Source organism: Pantoea sp. ICBG 1758 (genome assembly GCF_002928325.1).
Lineage (GTDB): Bacteria > Pseudomonadota > Gammaproteobacteria > Enterobacterales > Enterobacteriaceae > Pantoea > Pantoea eucrina.
On record NZ_POWL01000004.1, the window covers coordinates 67,816 to 89,110 of the forward strand.

General features: G+C 58.3%; 18 protein-coding genes. 6 read left to right on the forward strand and 12 right to left on the reverse strand.

Translation table 11 applies throughout. The features are described from left to right. Positions 1 to 21: 21 nt before the first annotated feature. The 10 genes from C1Y41_RS14120 to arnB all read right to left on the reverse strand — a co-directional run bounded on the left by C1Y41_RS14120 (position 22) and on the right by arnB (position 10,740). Entirely contained in the window at positions 22 to 1,260 is a 1,239-nt protein-coding gene (locus C1Y41_RS14120; RefSeq protein WP_104085658.1) for an aromatic amino acid transporter, read from the reverse strand. A 148-nt stretch (positions 1,261 to 1,408) separates the two neighbouring features. After that, positions 1,409 to 2,419: a Gfo/Idh/MocA family protein gene (locus tag C1Y41_RS14125; RefSeq protein WP_104085659.1), complete on the reverse strand. Its 1,011-nt coding sequence runs from the start codon at positions 2,417 to 2,419 to the stop codon at positions 1,409 to 1,411. A 25-nt stretch (positions 2,420 to 2,444) separates the two neighbouring features. After that, on the reverse strand, positions 2,445 to 3,266 hold the full coding sequence (locus tag C1Y41_RS14130) for a TIM barrel protein (protein ID WP_104085660.1): 822 nt from the start codon (positions 3,264 to 3,266) through the stop codon (positions 2,445 to 2,447). A gap of 123 nt (positions 3,267 to 3,389) precedes the next feature. Continuing rightward, positions 3,390 to 3,764 (reverse strand): 4-amino-4-deoxy-L-arabinose-phosphoundecaprenol flippase subunit ArnF, encoded by a 375-nt coding sequence (arnF, locus tag C1Y41_RS14135; RefSeq protein ID WP_104085661.1) that lies wholly within the window; start codon positions 3,762 to 3,764, stop codon positions 3,390 to 3,392. Then, entirely contained in the window at positions 3,761 to 4,087 is a 327-nt protein-coding gene (gene arnE, locus C1Y41_RS14140; protein ID WP_040113474.1) for a 4-amino-4-deoxy-L-arabinose-phosphoundecaprenol flippase subunit ArnE, read from the reverse strand. The genes arnF and arnE overlap by 4 nt, the downstream gene beginning before the upstream one ends. Continuing rightward, a complete protein-coding gene (gene arnT, locus C1Y41_RS14145; RefSeq protein ID WP_104085662.1) occupies positions 4,084 to 5,739 on the reverse strand; it encodes a lipid IV(A) 4-amino-4-deoxy-L-arabinosyltransferase in 1,656 nt (551 codons plus the stop codon). The genes arnE and arnT overlap by 4 nt, the downstream gene beginning before the upstream one ends. 13 nt (positions 5,740 to 5,752) lie before the next feature. After that, a complete protein-coding gene (gene arnD, locus C1Y41_RS14150; protein ID WP_104085663.1) occupies positions 5,753 to 6,643 on the reverse strand; it encodes a 4-deoxy-4-formamido-L-arabinose-phosphoundecaprenol deformylase in 891 nt (296 codons plus the stop codon). Further along, a complete protein-coding gene (arnA, locus tag C1Y41_RS14155) occupies positions 6,640 to 8,619 on the reverse strand; it encodes a bifunctional UDP-4-amino-4-deoxy-L-arabinose formyltransferase/UDP-glucuronic acid oxidase ArnA (RefSeq protein WP_104085664.1) in 1,980 nt (659 codons plus the stop codon). The genes arnD and arnA overlap by 4 nt, the downstream gene beginning before the upstream one ends. Then, positions 8,616 to 9,602 carry an undecaprenyl-phosphate 4-deoxy-4-formamido-L-arabinose transferase gene (gene arnC, locus C1Y41_RS14160; RefSeq protein WP_104085665.1) on the reverse strand — a complete coding sequence of 329 codons (987 nt, stop codon included), beginning with the start codon at positions 9,600 to 9,602 and terminating at the stop codon, positions 8,616 to 8,618. The genes arnA and arnC overlap by 4 nt, the downstream gene beginning before the upstream one ends. Beyond that, on the reverse strand, positions 9,592 to 10,740 hold the full coding sequence (gene arnB, locus C1Y41_RS14165) for a UDP-4-amino-4-deoxy-L-arabinose aminotransferase (RefSeq protein WP_104085666.1): 1,149 nt from the start codon (positions 10,738 to 10,740) through the stop codon (positions 9,592 to 9,594). Before arnB ends, arnC begins: the two co-directional genes overlap by 11 nt. Before the next feature lie 461 nt (positions 10,741 to 11,201). Between arnB and C1Y41_RS14170 the strand changes: the two genes are divergently transcribed. From C1Y41_RS14170 to C1Y41_RS14180, 3 genes are all read left to right on the forward strand, one after another. Then, positions 11,202 to 11,957, forward strand: a complete 756-nt coding sequence (locus C1Y41_RS14170) for an A24 family peptidase (protein WP_104085667.1) — start codon at positions 11,202 to 11,204, stop codon at positions 11,955 to 11,957. A 213-nt stretch (positions 11,958 to 12,170) separates the two neighbouring features. After that, a complete protein-coding gene (locus C1Y41_RS14175; RefSeq protein ID WP_071668318.1) occupies positions 12,171 to 13,553 on the forward strand; it encodes a diaminobutyrate--2-oxoglutarate transaminase in 1,383 nt (460 codons plus the stop codon). Between the two features lie 12 nt (positions 13,554 to 13,565). Then, on the forward strand, positions 13,566 to 15,032 hold the full coding sequence (locus C1Y41_RS14180) for an aspartate aminotransferase family protein (protein WP_104085668.1): 1,467 nt from the start codon (positions 13,566 to 13,568) through the stop codon (positions 15,030 to 15,032). Positions 15,033 to 15,081: 49 nt separating this feature from the next. Here C1Y41_RS14180 and C1Y41_RS14185 read toward each other — a convergent pair whose 3' ends face one another. Then, positions 15,082 to 16,596 carry a PLP-dependent aminotransferase family protein gene (locus tag C1Y41_RS14185; protein WP_199181695.1) on the reverse strand — a complete coding sequence of 505 codons (1,515 nt, stop codon included), beginning with the start codon at positions 16,594 to 16,596 and terminating at the stop codon, positions 15,082 to 15,084. 109 nt (positions 16,597 to 16,705) lie between these two features. Here C1Y41_RS14185 and gabT point away from each other — a divergent pair, with 109 nt between their 5' ends. Together gabT and gabP are read left to right on the forward strand one after the other, a co-directional pair. Further along, positions 16,706 to 17,962: a 4-aminobutyrate--2-oxoglutarate transaminase gene (gabT, locus tag C1Y41_RS14190; protein ID WP_104085669.1), complete on the forward strand. Its 1,257-nt coding sequence runs from the start codon at positions 16,706 to 16,708 to the stop codon at positions 17,960 to 17,962. Positions 17,963 to 18,063: 101 nt separating this feature from the next. Further along, the gene (gene gabP, locus C1Y41_RS14195; RefSeq protein ID WP_104085670.1) at positions 18,064 to 19,458 is read left to right on the forward strand and encodes a GABA permease; all 1,395 of its coding nucleotides are present in this window, start codon (positions 18,064 to 18,066) and stop codon (positions 19,456 to 19,458) included. A 29-nt stretch (positions 19,459 to 19,487) separates the two neighbouring features. Here the strand turns inward: gabP and C1Y41_RS14200 are convergent, their stop codons facing one another. Next, a complete protein-coding gene (locus tag C1Y41_RS14200) occupies positions 19,488 to 19,808 on the reverse strand; it encodes a hypothetical protein (protein ID WP_040113465.1) in 321 nt (106 codons plus the stop codon). 115 nt (positions 19,809 to 19,923) lie between these two features. On the opposite strand from C1Y41_RS14200, the gene C1Y41_RS14205 reads away from it, so the two are divergent. Further along, a complete protein-coding gene (locus C1Y41_RS14205) occupies positions 19,924 to 21,252 on the forward strand; it encodes a glycoside hydrolase family 10 protein (protein ID WP_304485925.1) in 1,329 nt (442 codons plus the stop codon). Positions 21,253 to 21,295 lie beyond the last annotated feature (43 nt).

Here is a 21,295-nt window from a genome sequence, read left to right on the forward strand (position 1 = left end):
TCAGGCCAGCGCGTTCTCCTGTCAGCCTGGGCCAAATTGCGGCAACCACTCCAGCCAGCTCAGCAGCCACGCTACGATGTTCAGTCCCCCAAATAGCAGTACCAGCGTAATCACCAGCGAGGATTTTTTATGCGTGGCGAAGCGCTTTTCTGCCCGTAATGCGAGCAAGGCCGGGATCGCTACCGCCCACAGGGTGGCAAACAATCCGGCATAGCCGATGGCCGCCACAAACCCGTGTGGCCAGACAATCGACGCCAGCAGCGGCGGCAAAAAGGTCAGCAGCGCCGTTTTCACACGCGCCCGGCGCGTATCGCCCTGCCCCATACGGTCGGCGATATAGTCGAACAATCCTGCGGTGACGCCAAGAAACGAAGCGATAACGGCAAAATGGGAAAAGAGCGACAGCATCAGGGTTAATGCCGGCACCTGCAGATGCGAGCCCAGCGCCGCCATCAGCGCGGCGATATCCCCGCCCTGCGCAACAATACCCGGAAACGCGCTGCGCGGCAGGTTTCCCATCGTGCTGACGATCCAGAACAGGTAGAGCGCAAGCGACATCAGGGTCCCGAGCAGCAGCGCACGTGCGATCCTGCGCCGGTCGCGATGGTAATAGCTCACCAGCCCGGTGATATTGCCGTGATACCCAAAAGAGGCCAGGCAGAAAGGCAGCACGCCGAGCGCATAGGGCCAGTAAGCGCTGCCTTCTGGCGCTGGCTGCAGCAGTGAGGCACTGTCAACCTGCATCAGGAGTCCGCCAAACAGCATAATAAGCAGCGCAATTTTTGCCACTACGCAGAAGGTCATAAGCCGGCTCACGCCACGCGTGCCGAGCAGCACGACCCCTGCAACCAGCAGCGTCAGCGCAATTTTCGCACCGGCCGCTGTCAGCGGCAGTCCCAGCTGATTAAGGGAGTGCTGATAGACCGGACCGCTGGCTGAAATGTAGGCGTAGGTCAGAATACCCAGTACAAACAGGATGCTTAACCCGTTGAGCCTTGCCCAGCCGCGTCCCAGCAGATCGCGCACCAGCGTGTCATAGCCGGCGCCGGCAGTATAGTGCAGGCTGACGCGCATAAACAGCAGGCCGGAGAGCAGCATCGCGCCCCAGCTGATAAACAGCAGCAGCACGCCCCAGCCAAACCAGCTTCCTGCCATAACCACAGGCAGCGTAAACATACCGGCACCCACAACGGTGCCACAGATGATCATAGCGCCCCACCAGACTGAGGGCTGGCGCGGCGTGAGTTGAGGTACTGACATTAAGACGACTCAGAAAATTAGCAAAGGCGGGATGATACACATCATGTACTAGTATGTAGAGTACAAAACGCAAAAACAGACTGGCAGGGTTGTAAGCAGATAATGACAGCAGCGCGCCTGCAGAGCAGGCGCGCAGTTCAGGCGGGGGTTACTGATAAAAAGCCGGACGGGGTGGCATCGTAATCTGAACAATATCGCCACTCTTCTGAGCCGCGACGCAGGCGTCTGCCGCTACCGCCGCCGCATAACCATCCCAGGCAGAAGGCCCGGTCAGCTCATCGGCAAGCACATTGTTGATAAACGCCTGCAGCTCCACATCGTATGCATCGATAAAGCGCTTTTTCCAGTCGGTCAGGATGGCCACAGAGAGCGCTGCGTTACTGCGCGTCTGCACCGCCACAGGTTCCGGCAGCCGGGCAATGCCGCTTTCTCCGACAACTTCACACTGAATGTCATAGCCATACTGGCAGTTAACAAAAATTTCGACGTCAATGCGCGTACCCTGCGCCGTTTCCAGCAGAACAATCTGCGGATCTTTCAGGTGTGAACTGGCGTGACGCGTTTTGCGTGGCCAGATCACCTGCGCGCTGACGTAATCATCATTCAGTAACCAGCGCAGCACATCCAGCTCATGGATCAGCGTATCGGTAATCGCCATATCCGTGGTGTAACTGTCACCCACCTCCGGATTGCGATGCGCGCAGTGCAGCATCAGCGGCGCGCCAATCTCACCGCTCTCCAGCACCTGCTTCAGCGCGCGATAGCCGCTGTCATAGGGTCGCATAAAGCCGACCTGTACGCGTTTTTTACCGCCGGTCATCTCCGCTTCAACGATGTTCATACAGCCCTGCGCCGTCACTGCCAGCGGCTTTTCACAAAATACCGCCTTGCCCGCTTTGATCGCTGCCAGCACAAACTCTTCATGAGTGGGACCCCAGGAGGTCACCAGCACGGCCTGTACGTCAGGCGCATTAATCAGATCGTGCGCGCTGTCGTAGATCTCCGCCTGCAGCTGTAGCGCAGCTGCGACCTCTTCACACTGACGGCGGTCGATATCATTCAGCGCCACTACGCGCGCGTTCTGCAGCACCTGACTGCAGCGCCGGATATGTTCACGACCGATTGCACCGGTGCCAATTACGCCAATATTGAGTGTCATAGTCTGTTTCCTGAGCCGGTTGCGGTTAGCGGTTGAGATAGTCGATACTGCTGCGGATCTGCTGCTCAATCTCAGCAGCGCTCCAGCTCTCCATCACCGATGAGAAAGGCTCAAACGCATAGATCCCGCGATACCCCATCTCTTCAAGGCGGGCCACCTGCTGTTTTGTCTGCAGTCTGTCATCGGCGCTGAGCATAATACGCTCTTCATCCGTCAGCTCTGCCGCCGGCCGCGTATCGGTCACGCCGGACAGGTGAACCAGACCAATCTCATGCACGTTGACGTGCCCGGCAAAGTCCGCTTCGGCACCTTCATAAAGATGATGATGGAAGGTATCCAGCACAATTTTGAACGGCACCCCGGCCTGTTTGATCAGCTGCTGCGCCTGCGCGGCAGAACGCAGCGAACTCTGCGGAAAGCCCAGCGGCTCAACCAGTCCCTGAATGCCGTATTCTGCAAACAGCGGCGCCAGCGTTTGCAGCGCATCGATAGTCTGTGCGTCGCTGACCGGCGTACCATCGTTGAGCGGACAGAGCACCAGCGCTCTGGCACCGCTTTCAGCTGCGTCTTTCAGCAGGCCGCGGGTCTTTGCCAGAACCTCATCATTGAGCTGGTTAAATGGATAAACCGCATTGATTGTTTCGATAGTCAGATCGTGCTCGCGCGCCAGCGCGCTGACCTGCGCGCCACCGAGATTGTCGGTCACGCTGCCGCTTTTCATGTCGTTGCGGATTTCAACCTTGTGCAGCCCCAGCTTTGCCACCAGCGCAAAAAATTCACTGATGCTCAGAGCGGGAGCAATTTTGCGATTAATACAGAGGCGGTCGCTGCTTAGTTTACCGGTCATATTCAGTCCTGATGCGTACGGGTTGGAAGGCAACTGAAGGGATACTAAAACATCAGGCTGAGCGGCTCCGCTGCTTCTTTGAGTGATTTACATCAGCCCCGTATCGTGCTGACTAAGCGCATATCAGCAGTCCTGTTTTTTACCGCGCGGCAGCGATACCACCAGCAGACCCGCCACAATCAGTACTACGCCCGCCAGACTGCTCCAGCGAAAAGGCTCATGAAACCACGGCAGAATGACAGCAGCCAGCCAGACCAGTACGTAGCTCAGACTGAGTAGCGGATAGAGCTGACTGAGCGGCTGATAGCGCAGCGCGGCAAGCCAGCAGAGCATCGATAACCCGTAGGCTGCAAGGCCGGCGCAGAGCATCAGCACAGGGCGTGCGCCGCCCTGCAGCAGCGCACTGAACGCGGGAAACTCCATCATCGCGCTGCGCAGCATCAGCTGCGCCAGCGTCACCAGCGCGACGCTTACGAGCGCCAGCCCTGTACCTTTCATAGCTGACTCCCCATCAGCGCCACCCCCGCGACAATCAGCAGCGTGCCCAGCCACTGCTGCAGCGTACAGGCTTCGCGCCAGATCAGGCGTGCGGCTGCCGCCACCAGCACAAAGTTAAGGCTGAGCATCGGATAGGCCTGGCTGACCGGCACACTGCGCAATACCAGCAGCCAGAGCAGCATCGCCGCCCCCAGCAGCAGCAGGCTGAGCGCGACCCAGAGCGCCATGCGCCTGCCGCCTGACGCCATCAGCGCGGCCTGCTTCTGACAGAGCTGGGCTGCACAGCTGAGCAGGCTGACCAGAACAATCAGCAGCAGATTCATGGCGCGCGACGGTAGCTGTAATAAACCAGCCGTCCCTGCTGCCAGACATCATCCGGCACCGGCAGCATCGTATCCGGCGTTTTCTGCCCGGCATCCAGCATCAGTACCAGCGCGACACCACCCTCTCTGCGATGGACGCGCAGCCAGTCGGCAAACTCCGCTCCGGCAACGTAGCGCTTTCGGGCATCGGCATAGCTGAGACCATACTCCAGCTCGCCTTTGCTGCTGTAAAAAAAGATATCGCTGCGTTTGAGCTGCCAGGCGATCGCCGAGCCGACGCCGGGATTATCCGCCAGGATAAAGCGGCTCTGCGCAAGCCGCTCCTCTATGTGGCGAACAAAGTTCTGCGGCTGTTTGGCGTCCCGTATCCGGTCGGGAATAGCAAATCCCACCAGCAGCGCCAGCGCCAGCGGGCAGAGCGCCGCCAGCTGCCAGCGCCCGGTGCGCAGGCTGACACCTGCCGCCAGCGCCCAGCCGGTAAAAGCGAGCGCAGCCAGAGTCGCACGCAGCTTCTCGTCGCTGCTGTAGAGCGGCCGGTGAGCCAGCCCCCACGGTGCCAGTACGCTTATCACCGCCAGCGCGGTCAGCGCGCCAAACAGCAGGTTGATCCAGCCGTTAAACCGCAGCGCGGTGTTTAATCGTGCGCTGTTTCCTGATGCATAACCTGCTATCAGCAGGCTCAGCGGAGCAAAACAGGGCAGGATATAGGTTGGCAGCTTGCCTTTTGCAATACTGAAAAACAGCAGCGGCAGCACGACCCAGCTCAGTAAATAAAACACGCCTGCCTGCTGGCGACGCTGCTGCCAGCCGCTTATCAGCGCGCCGGGCAGCAGCCCCAGCCAGGGCAGCGTGCCCGCAACCAGCACCGGCAGGTAATACCAGAAAGGCGCTTTGTGCTGCGCGTTTTCTTCAGCAAAACGCTGAATATGCTCAACCCAGAAAAAATAGTGCCAGAAATCTCCCGCCTGCTGCGCTATCGCCAGCGCCCACGGCAGGCTCAGCAGTACTGCGGTCAGCAGCGCCAGCGGCCCCCAGCGTAGCAGTTCCGTGAAGCGGCGCTGCCACACCATCCACGGCACAATCGCCAGCACCGGAACCGCGAGCGCCAGGAAGCCTTTGGTCATAAACCCCATGGCGCAGGCCGCACCCAGCAGCAGATAGCCGGAGAAGCGCTGCCGGAATGTGCATGCCTGAGCCGCGTACCAGAAGCTGCACATCGCTCCCGTCAGCCACAGCAGCAGAACAGGGTCCAGCACCGCATAAGTGCCGATTCCGTAAACCAGCAGCGAGGTCAGAAAAACGGTGCTGGCCAGCAGGGCGACGTTGCGGCTGGCAAACATCCGGCATCCCAGCCAGAAAATCAGCAGGCCGCTGCATAGCGTGCTGAACAGCGCGCCGGCGCGGACGCCAAAATTAGTGTGTCCGAACAGCAGCTGGCCCAGATTATTTATCCAGTAGCCGGCGACAGGTTTTTCAAAATAGCGCAAATCAAAAAAGTGCGGCACAACCCAGTTGCCGCTGACAATCATCTCGCGGCTGATCTCTGCATAACGCAGCTCATCGGGCTGCCACAGATCGCGAAACGGAACCGGCAGCAGATAATAGAGCGCAAACAGCATCAGCAGCAGCGTAATTTTGGTGCCTGTACGCATCAGAACTCCCTGATTAGTTTTCTGCCTGATAGCCCAGCCACCCTTCCCGACCCGCAATCCGGCCGCGTATCACAGGCGCGCGCGGCAGAGTGGAGAGATCGGCAGGCAGAAGCTCGCTGAGCGGACAGAAGTGAATACCGGCCTGCCGGGCGCGATCGAGCAGGTTGCTAAAGGCGTCGCGCGCGGCGATCCCCTCAACTTCGGCATGAATGGTGTAAACCGCGGTGCCCGCAGCGTGCTGCATGCGCTCAAGGATAAAATCGTTGAAGCGCGCAGCACTCACCTGTTGCCCCACCACTTCATCCCAGGTAGGCAGCGTGACCGGGATCTGTACTGTGCCTTCTGTACCGTCCGGTAGCAGCGGGATAAACGGGCCGCTGCCGCGGCAGTCGCTGTTGTACCGAAAATGGAAAGGTTCTTTTGCAGCAATAATCCGGCTGTCTGCCCGCCAGCCGGCAACGGCTGAACAAGTGACGGCGTCACCTGTCAGCGCTTCCAGCATCTGCCTGCCCCGCCCGATCTCCTGCGCCAGCCGCTGTTCTGACCAGACGCCCGCCCAGGTCTGCCAGGCGAAGTGATCCCAGGCGTGCAGGCCAACCTCATGATGATCGGCGGTGGCGCGGATAATGTCCGCCTGGCCGCGTCCGATGTGGCGTCCTGGCCAGGCGGTACCGGCCAGCAGAATATCCCAGCCATAGAGCGATGCCGCCCGCGAGCGCACCATTTTGTGAAAAAAGTGCGGCTTAAGCAGGCGCCAGATATGGCGCCCCATATTGTCCGGCCCGACGCTGAAAAAGAAGCTCGCCTGCAGCTGATGCAGGCTGAACTGTTCCAGCAGTGCCGGGACGCCCAGCCGGGTGCCGCGCCAGGTATCAACATCGACCCGCAGCCCCACTTTTTTCATGGCTTCTCCTGCAGTTCAACAGTGCGCAGAAAGAAATCAAGGGTGTTATCGATGGTGGTATCCATATCCACATCCGGTGCCCAGTTCAGCAGCCGGCGCGCATTTTTTATCGAGGGCTTGCGATGCTCCACATCCTGATACCCTTTGCCGTAGTAGCTGCTGCTTTCTACTTCGCGGAACCCGGCAAACGGCGGAAAACGGTCGCGCAGCGGATGGCGCTCAAAGCTTGCCAGCAGATGCTCCGCCAGCTCACGAATACTGGCTTCATTTTCAGGATTACCAATATTGATGATCTGCCCGTCACAGTTACCTTCGCGGTTTTCAATGATGCGAAACAGCGCCTCAATGCCGTCACGGATATCGGTAAAGCAGCGCTTCTGCGCCCCGCCATCCACCAGTTTGATGGGCGATCCCTCTACCAGATTGAGGATCAGCTGCGTAATGGCGCGCGAGCTGCCAATGCGTGCAGCATTGAGGTTATCCAGCCGGGGGCCCATCCAGTTAAAGGGGCGGAACAGCGTAAAGCGCAGGCCCTCTTTTTCACCATAGGCCCAGATCACCCGATCGAGCAGCTGTTTGGAAACCGAATAGATCCAGCGCTGCTTGTTAATCGGACCGACCACCAGGTTAGAGCTATCCTCATCAAAATGCCGATCGGTACACATGCCGTACACTTCAGAGGTAGAAGGGAAGATGATGCGTTTTTTATATTTAACGCAGTCGCGAATGATTTTCAGGTTCTCTTCAAAATCGAGTTCAAATACGCGCAGCGGGTTACGGGTGTACTCAATCGGCGTAGCAATCGCCACCAGCGGCAGCACCACGTCACACTTCTTGATGTGATACTCAATCCATTCGGAATGAATGCTGATGTCGCCCTCAACAAAGTGGAAACGCGGCTCGTTCAGAAAACGGCTTATCGCATCAGAGCCGATATCCAGCCCGTAAACCTCAAAATTATCATCCTGCAGCAGGCGTTCAGTCAGATGATTGCCGATAAAGCCGTTCACCCCGAGGATCAGCACCCGCGTGCGGCGTTTAACAGCCGCCACCGGCTCAGAGTAAAGCAGCGCGCCGGGCACCAGCCCCAGGCTCTGCGCCAGCTGGCTGCCATTCATAAACACGCCGTTGTCACACTGGCCGGTGATAATTTCCAGTGCGCCCTGGCCGCAGGCGACCTGCAGCGGATCGACAGAGAGTATGGTCCCGGCTCTGGCACCCGGCGTGCCGGCGTGCACACGTCCTTTCCACACCATAAACTTCACCGTACCGGCAAAGGCAAAAGCACCGGGCCACGGCCAGGTTACCGCGCGCACCAGATTATTCACCTGCTGCGCACTCTGCTCCCACCGGATACGTCCATCTTCCGGCGTGCGGCGTCCGACCCGGGTTGCCAGCCGCTCATCCTGCGGCCGGGCTACAATCTCGCCGCGCTTCAGCGCTGGCAGCGTACCTTCCAGCAGCTGCGTAGCACAGGCGACCAGCTTACGGTGCAGCGTCAGCGCGTCATCCTGCTCATCGATCGCCACCTTTTCCTGCGTGACAATGTCACCGGCATCGGCCCGCTTAACCATGCGATGCAGCGTCACGCCGGTTTCCGTTTCGCCATTAACCAGCACCCAGTTAAGCGGTGCGCGTCCGCGATAGGCGGGCAGCAGCGAGCCGTGCAGATTAAACGCGCCGCGTGCCGCACATCCCAAAATAGCGTCGCTCAGCATGGCGCGGTAATAAAAGGAGAAAATATAGTCAGGCTGCAAGGCGCGGATGCGTTCAATCCATAACGGGTGATTGACCTCTTCAGGCGCATGCACCGGAATGCCGCGCTCAGCGGCGAGGCGCGCGACGGAATCAAAAAAATGGCTCTCTGCGCCGGTGTCGGTGTGCGTAAAGATCGCCGCAATCTCAAAACCCGCTTTCAGCAGCGCGTTGATTCCTGCGCAACCCATTTCCGCATAGGCAAAAACAACTGTTTTCATGGTTTAATTTCCTGAACCTGAGGAGTTTCCTGCTGCGGGTGGATCACCCGCTGAATGAAATAGCGCGGCCGCGCGCGTACATCGTTGTAGATACGCCCGATGTATTCGCCCAGCAGGCCCATCCCGATAAACTGCGCGCCGACAAAAATGAACAGCACTGCAAACAGCATAAACAGACCGTCGCCGGCCCAGCCGGCGCCAAAAAACAGGCGTAAGATCACCAGCACTATCGAAAAGGCAAAGCCCGCCAGCGCAATCAGGCTGCCAGCAATACTCAGCAGGCGCAGCGGCGTCGTGGTCAGACAGGTCACCAGGTCATACATCAGATTGATAAGCTTCATGACGCTGTATCTGGAATCGCCAAACTCGCGCTCAGCGTGTGCGACCGGCAGTTCGATAGTGCGGCGGGCAAAGGTATTGGCCAGAATGGGAATAAAGGTGCTGCGTTCATGGCAGTTCAGCATGGCGTCAACAATGTGCCGGCGATAGGCGCGCAGCATGCAGCCATAATCGCCCATCGCTTTGCCGGTCACGCGCTGGATCAGCTGATTAATGGCGCGTGAGGCGCGTTTGCGAAACCAGCTATCCTGCCGGTTCTGGCGTACTGTGCCCACCACGTCGTAACCCTGCTGCGCAGCTTTGACCAGCGCCGGGATCTCTTCGGGCGGGTTCTGCAGATCGGCGTCCAGCGTAATAATCAGGTCGCCCGATACATGGGCGAAGCCCGCCATAATCGCAGAGTGCTGACCATAGTTTCGGTTAAGCAGTACGCCGACGACGTGACTTCCTGGCATATCAGCGGCATCAGCGATCATCTGCGCCGAGCGGTCGCTGCTGCCGTCATCCACCAGCAGGATCTCAAAGTTCAGACCCAGCGTGCTACAGGCTGCGCTGGTGCGGCGTACCAGCTCCGGCAAACTCTCCTCTTCGTTATAGACCGGGATAACCACAGAGATTTTCTGAAGCGGTTTTTCATCCAGCATGGCGGCCTCCTGCCAGCGTACGCAGCGCGCCGATCACCCGGCTGACATCCTCATCCTGCATATCAGGAAACAGCGGGAGCGAACAGATACGTTCGCTGTTCCATTCGGTGTCAGGCAGGGAAAGATGCGGATAACGCTCGCGATAATATTTGTGCGTGTGCGCCGCGCGGAAGTGAAGTCCGGTGCCGATCTCCTCCGCTTTCAGCGCCTCCATCAGCGCATCGCGGCTGATGCCGCAGGTAGCTTCATCCACGCGAATGATAAACAGATGCCAGGCGTGCTGATGCGGCCAGTCCGGCTGTTTCAGCGGCAGAAAAGGCGTATCCGCCAGCGCCTGCAGGTAGCGCTGCGCAATCTCCCGGCGGCGCCGGTTGATAGCCTCAAGCTTACCGAGCTGAACCAGCGCAATAGCGGCATTGATATCGGGCAAATTGTATTTAAAACCGGGTTCTATCACCTCTGCCTGCGGTTTGCGCCCGTGCGTATTGCGATCCCAGGCATCCACCCCCAGGCCGTGAAACTTCAGGCTGCGCACCCGGTCGGCCAGTTCAGCATCATCCGTTACAACAACGCCGCCCTCGGCACAGGTGATATTTTTGATGGCGTGCAGTGAAAAGATCGCCGTGCCGCGCTGTCCAACATGCTGGCCGTTATAGTGGCAGCCGGTAGCGTGCGCGGCGTCCTCAATCACCGGAATGGCGTAGCGCTCACCCAGCGCGCAGATTGACGCCAGATCAACCGGCGCACCGGCGTAATGCACCGGAATAATCGCCCGGGTGCGTGGTGTGATCGCCGCTTCAATCTGCGGTGCCGTCACCATCAGCGTATGACGGTCGACATCAACCATAACCGGCGTGGCTCCCAGCAGCGTGATGATATTGAGCGTAGAGACCCACGTTAGCGAAGGGGTGATCACTTCATCTCCGGGCTGAATGCCCAGCGCCAGCAGCGTAACGTGCAGGCCGGCAGTCGCTGAACTGACGGCAATGGCGTGCTGGTTTCCAGTCAATTCACAGAAAGCCTGCTCCAGCGCAGCATTTTTCGGGCCGGTGGTGATCCAGCCTGAAGCGAACACCGCACTGACGGCGGCCAGCTCTTCTTCGCCCAAAGCGGGACGCGAAAAAGGTAAGAAAGACATAAATCCACCTTATCAATTATGCTCTGACCACAATGCAGGAATAAACTCTGCACCTGTCACTCTGCGCAACTTCAACGCACTCTCAACGTGTTATAGTGAAAAACTGGTTAACATCACGCCCGTTCACTGGCTCAGCGCTGACATAGCCGATCGACTAAAACATTAGTGCGCCTGCTATTTTTCCTGCGTAATCACCATAAGCAACGAAACTTAACGCAACATTAAATTTGCAGTGTTTACTCAGCCAACTTCTTCAGCGTTTAGGGTTGATTGATAATTGTGCAGAGCGCGGTATGACAAAAAGCAGGGCTGTCGTTGAGATTTTTACACGCTGATTTTTCTGGATATGGCGCGCAATTTTTTCTGCAACTCGCTGAAAATATTGATTTTAAATACCTCACTCGCCGGATATCAGGTAGGTTACTCGCAGATGAATTACGTCATGTGAGAAGGAGGAGAATATGATGCTGGTAATGGTGACGCTGCTGGCGCTGGCGACGGGCAGTTTTATTAACGTTGTGGTGTACCGGCTGCCACGACACATCGCCGGGGCGGCCACATTCACTTCCCTGCTGGCTCCCTCCTCCTGCTGCATACACTGTGAACGCGCCCTGCGCTGGTATGACATGATCCCGGTGCTGAGCTGGCTGCTGCTGCGCGGCCGGTGTCGCGATTGCTATGGCCCTATCAGCTGTCGTTATCCGGTTACTGAGGCCGCGACGTCGCTGATCGCCCTGCTGCTGATGCAGCTGCTGCCCGCGGACAGCCGCCTGATTGCCGCACTGCTGCTGGCATGGTCACTGCTGGCGCTTTCGCTTATCGATATGACGCATCTGCTGCTGCCGGATGCGATTACGCTGCCGCTGCTCTGGCTTGGCCTGCTACTGCATGCCGGTGATGCGATGCCCGGTACGCTTCGTGATGCCGTTACCGGCGCAGCGGCCGGGTATAGCGTGATTCGCTTTACCGGCTGGTGCTATCAGCTGCTGAGAAATCAGCCCGGCATCGGACTGGGGGATGCAAAATTAATGGCAGCGCTGGGTGCCTGGCTTGGCTGGACGTCGCTGCCAGCGCTGCTGCTTATCGCCTGCGGCAGCGCGCTGATTTTTGTGATCTTTATCAAACCCTGCTGTTTTCAGCGGCCAGACCGCCCTGTTCCGTTTGGTCCGTGGCTTTCACTGGCGGGTATAAGTCTCTTTATTCATTCAATAATTTAAAGCTGGCTATTTTAGCGGAGAAATAACAGCGGCCAGTTTCTGTCCAACGTTATGATTCGTATATGAAAAGAATAAACAATTCTACACAAAATTAATCATTGTGATGTGAGGCAAAAGGCTCTATATTGGCCGCGCTTTTTACACTACTGATACTTTTTTGTTCAATTAGTCAATCGGCCAGCCACTGCGAGCCCCGGTTGAAGGAGAGATATGATGACGGATAAAGTCCGTATTGATAATTTTGGTGCCAGCTCATTCAACGGAAACAACGACGCATTCTTAGCCCGTCAGGCTGAGTTTGAATCAAACGTCAGGAGTTACCCACGCAAATTGCCTTTAGCCATCGCTAAAGCCAGCGGCGTGTGGATTACGGATGTTGAGAATAAGCAATATCTTGACTGTCTGGCTGGCGCAGGGACGCTGGCACTTGGTCATAACCATCCTGATGTTCTGCAGAGCATCCAAAATGTCATTACCAGCGGCTTGCCGTTACATACTCTTGATCTGACCACACCGCTGAAAGATCAATTCTCTGAATCTCTGCTTTCTCTGCTGCCAGGCCAGGGCAAAGAGTATTGCCTGCAGTTCACCGGCCCATCCGGCGCGGACGCCGTTGAAGCTGCGCTGAAGCTGGCGAAAAAAGTCACCGGCCGCAGCGGTATTATCAGTTTCTCAGGCGGCTATCACGGCATGACGCACGGCGCGCTCGCGGTGACCGGCAACCTGTCGCCAAAAGAAGCGGTTAACGGCATGATGCCGGAAGTGCAGTTTATGCCTTATCCGCACCAGTACCGCTGCCCGCTGGGTATCGGTGGCGACGCAGGCGTGAAAGCGCTGACCTACTACTTCGATAACCTGATCAATGACGTAGAAAGCGGCGTGCGCAAGCCGGCAGCCGTTATTCTGGAAGCGGTCCAAGGTGAAGGCGGCGTGAACCCGGCACCGGCAGAGTGGCTGCAGCGCATTCGCAAAGTCACGCAGGAGCACGGCATCCTGCTTATTCTGGATGAAGTTCAGGCAGGCTTTGCCCGCACCGGCAAATTCTTCGCCTTTGAACACGCCGGCATTGAGCCGGACATCATCGTGATGTCAAAAGCGGTTGGCGGTGGCCTGCCTCTCGCTGTGCTGGGCATTAAAAAGCAGTTTGATGCCTGGTCACCAGGACACCATACCGGTACTTTCCGCGGCAATCAGCTGGCGATGGCGACTGGTCTGGCTACCCTGAAAGTGCTGACCGAGCAGAATATTGCTGCCAAAGTTGCGGAACAGGGTGAATGGCTGAAAGCACAGCTGGCAGAGATGCAGCAGCGCTTCCCGGTTATCGGTCATATTCGCGGCATGGGCATGATGATCGGTATCGAAATCGTTAAGCCTGATGAGCCAGCCGATCACATGGGCAGCTTCCCGGCAGATGGCGAGCTTTCTGCGCTGCTGCAGAAGAAATGCTTCGAAGCGGGCCTGATTCTGGAGCGCGGCGGCCGTCACGGTTCTGTCCTGCGCCTGCTGCCGTCCCTGCTTATCACAAACGAAGAGCTGGCTGTATTCCTGGATAAATTTGAGCAGGCGCTGCTGGGCGCTGGCGTCAAACCTGTTTGACTGGAAAAGTAAATGAGTGAAGTGAACCCGATTCTGGCCGGCTCTGCGCAGAGCATTGAGGCGTATCAGCAGGCGATTGCCCAGAGCAGCGCCGCGGTTGTGCAGTGGCTGCAACAGCCTGAGATGTATCAGGGCAAAACGGTTGCCGAACTGCGCGAGCGAATTGCGCTTGACTTCAATCCTGACGGCCTGGGTAACCAGGCCGCGATTGAGCGCGCAATTGAGTATTTCCTGAAAGACAGCCTGTCAGTGCACCACCCGCAGTGTGTGGCGCATCTGCACTGCCCAAGCCTGGTGGTAAGCCAGGCCGCTGAAGTTCTGATCAACGCCACAAACCAGAGCATGGATTCCTGGGATCAGAGCCCATCAGCGACCATCATTGAGGTCAAACTCATTGAATGGCTGCGTGCTCAGGTGGGTTACGCTGCCGGCGACGCGGGCGTCTTTACCAGCGGCGGCACCCAGAGCAATCTGATGGGTCTGATGCTGGCGCGTGATGCCTTCTTTGCCCGCCAGGGACATTCGGTGCAGCAGGATGGCATCACCGGCGATCTGCGTAAGATGAAAGTGTTCTGCTCTGAAAATGCGCACTTCTCCGTACAGAAGAACATGGCGCTGCTCGGCCACGGCTATCAGTCAGTGGTTCAGGTGAAGTCGGATGACTTTGCGCGCATGGACGTCAACGATCTGCAGGCCAAACTGGCGCAGGCTGAAGCGAATGGCGAACAGGTACTGGCGATTGTTGCTACGGCGGGTACCACTGACGCAGGCGCTATCGATCCGCTGCGCGAAATTGCTGCCATTGCTGCTGAACGTAACATCTGGGTGCACGTGGATGCGGCATGGGGCGGCGCGCTGCTGCTGTCAGAGAAGTATCGCCACTATCTGGATGGCCTGGAAATGGTGGACTCCGTTACCCTGGACTTCCATAAACAATATTTCCAGACCATCAGCTGCGGCGCATTTCTGCTGAAAGATGCGCGTTACTATGAACTGATGCGTTATCAGGCGGCTTACCTGAATTCTGAGTTTGATGAAGAGGCGGGCGTACCAAACCTGGTCTCTAAATCGCTGCAGACCACGCGTCGCTTCGATGCGCTGAAGCTGTGGATGGGTCTGGAAGCGCTGGGTCAGAAACAGTATGCGGCAATTATCGACCACGGCGTCACGCTGGCGCAGGAAGTGGCGCAGTATGTTGAAGCGACACCGCGCCTGGAGCTGGTGATGCAGCCGCAGCTGGCAAGCGTGCTGTTCCGCTATCGTCCGCAGCAGCTCACCGATATCGCGCAGATTGCCCTGTTTAATCAGCGCATCGGCGATGTGCTGCTGGAGTCGGGCCGCGCTAACGTAGGCGTGACCGAAAATCAGGGTGTGACCTGCCTGAAGCTGACGCTGCTGAATCCGACCGTGACGCTGGATGATATCAAGCTGCTGCTGGCTCTGGTGGAAAAAACCGCCGATCAGCTGCTGAGCGCCTGATTCTCCGGCTGACATCAGGCCGGCAACCTTCACGGGTTGCCGGCTTTTTTTATGCCAGATTTTCCGTGCCGCTGCCACGCGCGATCACGCCCGCCTCCAGCAGACAGCCTCTCAGCGCGCCAAACGCATCCTGACACTGACGCTCGTCAACGCAGGCATATCCCAGCAGTAAACCGCGTTTCTCCTGCGGATGCATATAATACTGCGACAGCGCACGCACCTTCACGCCGCGCCTGAGCGCCAGCGCAGCTATCGCCACGTCATCACACCCCTGCGGCAGCGGCAGTACCAGATGCAGACCCGCCTGATAGTTCACCGCAGGCATAAACGCCTCCCCAAGATAGCGGGAGATAAGCCCGGTCAGAAACTGCCGCCGCTGGCTGTAAAGCTTGCGCATGCGGCGGATATGCGCCATGTAATGCCCTTTCTGAATAAACTCTGCCAGCGCACGCTGGATCAGCAGGTGACCGCCCCGGTATAGCTCCGTTGCCGCCAGCCGCAGCGGCTGTGCCAGCGCTTTTGGCACCACCAGATAGCCCAGCCGCAGCGCCGGATAGAGCGTTTTAGAGAACGTGCCCATATAGATAACCGGTGCATCCGCCTCAAAGCCCTGCAGCGACGGAAACGGCTGGCCGGAAAAACGAAATTCACTGTCGTAGTCATCTTCTACCAGCCAGCTTTTATGTTTTCGCGCAAAATCAAGCAGCTGCCTGCGACGCTCCAGGCTAAGATGTACGCCCAGCGGATACTGGTGTGACGGTGTCACAAATATCATTTTTGGCGGTTTACTGCGCGACGTCAGATCTGGAATGATGCCCTGCTCATCCACCGCTTTCGCCTGGATTTTAAGGCCGTTGATGCGCAGCAAATTACGCGTTCCCCAGTAGCCCGGCTCCTCGATCCAGACCGGATCCCCCGCGTCGCACAGCACGCGCGTCACCAGATCCACCGCCTGATGTACACCCTCGGTAATAATAATCTGGTCGGCGTCCGCCCGTACCGAACGCGCCACGCTGAGATACTCCGCCAGCGCCTGACGCAGCAGCGGACAGCCTCCGCTGCTGCTGTAGATCAGCCGCTCTATCTCCGGATCGCGGTTCAGCCGCGCCTGGATCTGACTGAACAGCTTATGCGGAAACTGACGCACATCGGGCGCGCCCGGAACAAATGCGCCCCACTGCCACGGTGAGGCGTTGGCGTGGCCGAGCAGGGTTGCCCCCCGTCGCGACAGCGCAGCAGGTTTTGTCAACGCGGCAGCAGGCTCAGGAACGCGCTGCGGGCTGTTCAGACACCCCTCAGGCAGCGTTTCAGCAATCCAGGTGCCGCTGCCGGTGCGCGCCGTGACGTATCCCTGCGCAATGAGATTTTCATAGACGTTCAGCACCGTATTACGCGATACCGCCAGCTCGCGTGCCAGATCGCGCGTGGCGGGCAGGCGCGAGGCGCGCGGGAAAATACCTTCAGCAATCGCCTGCTGCATGCAGATAAGCAGGCGCTGCTGCAGCGTGCCCTCTGCAACAAATTGCAGACGTTCCAGAACATGATCGGCATACAAACTCCGCAATTGGCTCCATCCTTTTTCGTTGAATTGGCTCTGGCAACCTGTGCCGCTGCAGGCATAAATAAGCGTGTTTGTCGTGATTTGTAAAGAAGCTTATCGCTAAGGAAAGGTTATGGAAGGTAAAAACAGCCAGCTGCAACAACGTAAAGATGACGCCCTGCCACGCGGCACCGGCAACCTGTGCCCGTGGTTTGTTGAGCAGGCGGAAAACGCCACGCTGCGCGACACTGAAGGTAATAGCTGGATCGACTTTGCCGGCGGTATTGCGGTTCTTAACACCGGCCATCGCCATCCGCGCGTCGTGCAGGCCATCAAAGATCAGTTAGAGAAGTTTACCCATACCGCTTTCCAGGTCACGCCTTATGAGAACTATGTTGCGCTGGCGGAACGCATTAACGATCTGGTTCCTATCGCCGGTAAAGTGAAAACCGCGTTTTTCAGCACCGGTGCTGAAGCGGTAGAGAATGCCGTTAAGGTTGCGCGCGCCGCCACGCGGCGTCACGGTATCATCACCTTTGGCAATGCGTTTCATGGCCGCACCTTTATGACCATGGCGATGACCGGCAAAGTGGCTCCCTATAAGCGCGACTTTGGCCCGATGCCCGCCTCCGTATTCCACGCCCGTTATCCAAACAGCGTCACCGGCATCACCACAGCAGATGCGCTGGCAAGTCTGGATGACCTCTTTACGCAGGATATCGCCCCGCAGGATGTGGCCGCGATCGTGCTGGAGCCGGTCCAGGGCGAAGGTGGCTTCCATATCGCCCCCCCTGAATTTATGACGCAGCTGCGCGCGCTGGCCGATCGGCACGGCATTCTGCTGATTGCTGATGAAGTACAAAGCGGATTTGGCCGCACGGGAAAAATCTTTGCCATGGAACACTATGGCGTGGAGCCGGACCTCATCACTATGGCAAAAAGCCTCGCCGGCGGTATGCCGCTCTCCGCCGTCAGCGGACGAGCAGAAATTATGGATGCGCCCGGTCCCGGCGGCCTGGGGGGAACCTATGCCGGTAACCCTCTCTCTATTGCGGCAGCGCACGCGGTGCTGGATGTCATCGCCGAAGAGCAGCTCTGCGAACGCTCCGTACAGCTTGGCGCTGCGCTGACCGAATTTCTGCAGGGAGTACGCGCCACGCAGCCTGCTATTACCGATATCCGCGCGCTGGGTTCCATGGTGGCCGTGGAGTTTGCTGATGCGCAGAGTGCGCAGGCGCTGCAGCAGCAGGCGATGGCGCAGGGGCTGCTGCTGCTGACCTGCGGACCGCAGGGTAACGTCATCCGCTTCCTCTATCCGCTGACGATTCCGGACGCGCAGTTCCGTCAGGCGCTCGATATTCTCGGCGGTCTGCTCACTCCGCAGCGTTAAACCGCGCTGCACCTCAGGCCTGTCCGCTGCAGGCCTGACTTGTCCACCTTCACGCCAGGCGGCGCTGTACGTCGCCTGAGAGACGATTCGGAGAAAAAACTATGACTGCTCAGAATGCCGACGTACTGGCACCAGGCCTGAAGCCGCGCCACGTGAGGATGCTATCTATTGCCGGCGTTATCGGGGCCGGCCTGTTTGTCGGATCCGGTCACGCCATCGCCGAAGCGGGACCAGCGGTGCTGCTCGCCTATATTGCCGCCGGTACGCTGGTGGTGCTGATTATGCGCATGCTGGCTGAAATGGCCGTCGCCTCGCCTGATTCCGGCTCTTTTTCCACCTATGCTGATAAATCGCTGGGGCGCTGGGCCGGTTTTACCATCGGCTGGCTCTACTGGTGGTTCTGGGTGCTGGTGATCCCGCTTGAAGCTAACGCCGCCGGCACTATCCTGCACGGCTGGTTTCCGCAGGTAGACGTCTGGGAATATACACTGGCGATTACGGCGTTTCTGACCATCAGTAATCTGTTCAGCGTGAAAAACTATGGCGAGTTTGAGTTCTGGTTTGCCCTGCTGAAGGTGGTGGCAATCGTCAGCTTCCTGGTCGCCGGTAGCCTGGCGGTATTTGGCCTGCTGCCCGGCAGCAATACGCAGGGGATCTCACATCTCTGGGATACCAAAGGCTTTATGCCAAACGGAATCAGCGCCGTACTGGCGGCTATTCTGACCACGATGTTCTCTTTCATGGGCACGGAGATTGTCACCATTGCCGCAGCGGAGTCGCGTGAACCGAAAAAGCAGATCACCCAGGCGACTAACTCCGTCATCTGGCGTATCGCGCTGTTTTATCTGCTGTCAATTTTCCTGGTGATTTCGCTGGTGCCGTGGAACAGTCCGGCGCTGATGAAGAACGGTTCTTATCAGACCGCTATGGAGATAATGAACATCCCGCACGCGCGTCTGATTGTCGATATTGTGGTACTGATTGCCGTCTGCAGCTGCCTGAACTCTGCGCTCTATACCGCCTCGCGTATGCTGTTTTCGCTGTCGCGCCGTCAGGATGCCCCCGCGGCCGCATCACGCACCACGCGCAGCGGTACCCCATGGGTTGCGGTATTGCTCTCAACCGCAGCGGCGTTTCTGGCGGTATTTGCCAACTACGTGGCACCCAGCGCCGTCTTTGAGTTCCTGCTGGCCAGCTCCGGAGCCATTGCGCTGCTGGTCTATCTGGTTATTGCAGCCTCTCACCTGGTGCTGCGTAAAAAGCGCGAGGCGCGTGGTGAGGTCCTGAGCTACCGCATGTGGCTCTTCCCGGGACTCACCTGGGCAACCATTGTGTTTATCATCGGCGTGCTGGGCTCCATGCTGTTTAATCAGCAGCATCGCCCGGAGATCATCGCAACCGCTATTCTGACGCTGCTGGTGCTGGCTGCCAGCCGGCTGGTACACCGCAAACGCGCGGCACGCCGCCACGCCAGAATGGTCGCCGTTCGTTCCTGAGTCACAGTGCCGGGCAGGGATGCCCGGTTTCAGTATACGTCGATGCTGATGGCTGACTCCGGCACATCAATTTTCACCACGCAGTGCGTCCAGACGGGCTGGCCCGGTGACAGTTCATGCTCAATGAAATAGTGCTGAAACGCTCTCAGTGCCTCCGTCAGGTCGCCTACGGCACGCGCATCAGGCTCAAACCAGTCAGGTTCGCCCTGCTCATCCAGATAGTTAAACTGATACTGTCCCCCCTCCTCATCAGCAAACAGTTCAGCCTGTACCGTCAGCTGACGTGCGTTCTCAGGCCCGCAGCTATAAATAATCTGTCCGATGCGGCGATAGAGATCTTCATATTGCATATTTTTTATTCCCGCGCGTGGATGGCGACACTGCACCACCCGTTAAGGTTGACTTTCTGCCGCATGCCCTGACAATGGCAGCGCCAGTTTTAGCCGTTTATAAAGGGAGTTTACCATAGCCTGTTTATCGCGTTTTCATCTGACAGCGCTGCTGCGCACCGCTGCGCTGGCGCTGCTACTGGCAGGCTGTGCCGGTACCCCCCCGAAGTCGCTGGTGACGCCGCTGCCGCTGCCGCCCGCGGCAAAGCCGCCGGTAACGCCTGCTCCGGACGCCCGGCGCGTGCCGATGCGCGGCGTATGGCTCACCACCGTTTCGCGCCTCGACTGGCCGCCAGTGACATCGGTGACGGCTGCACACCCTGAGCGTGTGCGTCTGCAGCAGGCGTCGCTTATCGCAAAACTGGACCAGTTAAAGCAGCTCGGGATCAACACAGTGTTTTTCCAGGTCAAGCCTGACGGTACCGCGCTCTGGTCCTCAAAGATCCTGCCGTGGTCCGATACCCTGACCGGCCATATCGGAGAGTATCCCGGCTACGATCCGCTGGCGTTTCTGCTGAAAGAAGCCCATCAGCGTGGCATAAAAGTGCACGCCTGGTTTAACCCCTATCGCGTCTCGACTAACGTCAAACCCGGCACCCTGCGCGAACTACAGCGTACGCTGGCGCAGCAGCCTGCCAGCGTCTATGTGCTGCATCCTGACTGGATCCGCACTGCCAGCGACCGGCTGGTACTGGACCCGGGTATTCCCGCCGCACGCGACTGGATCACCAGCATCGTGGCTGAAGTTGTTTCGCACTACGCCGTGGATGGCGTGCAGTTTGACGACTATTTCTACACGGAAACCGCGGCCTCTCCTCTGAATGACAGTGCGACTTTTCGGCAATATGGCGCCGGTTTTACCACTAAAGCTGACTGGCGGCGCAATAACACGCTACAGCTGATTGAACAGGTTTCCCGCACGATTAAAAAAGTGCGGCCCGGCGTGGCGTTTGGCGTCAGTCCGGCTGGAGTATGGCGCAATCTCTCTCACGACCCGGCGGGTTCCGATACGCGCGGGGCAGCCGCCTACGACGAGGCCTACGCCGATACGCGCCTCTGGGTTCAGCGTGGTCTGCTGGATTATATCGCGCCGCAGCTTTACTGGCCGTTTGCCCGCGCAGCAGCGCGCTATGACGTGCTGACCCGCTGGTGGGCGGACGTGGTCCGTCCGACGCCGGTGCAGCTCTACATTGGCGTTGCGCTCTATAAAGTGGGCGTGGCGTCTAAAATGGAGCCCGACTGGACGCGTCAGAATGGGGTACCCGAACTGCAAAAGCAGATTGAGCTGAATGAGTCGCTGCCGGATGTAGATGGCACCATTCTCTTCCGGGAAGGGTATCTGTCGCAGCCGCAGACGCAGGAGGCCGTGCGCTATCTGCAGAACCGCTGGAAAAGCCGCGACTGACCCGCATCAATCCGCTATCATCAGCGCCCGTTAGCCCGATTAG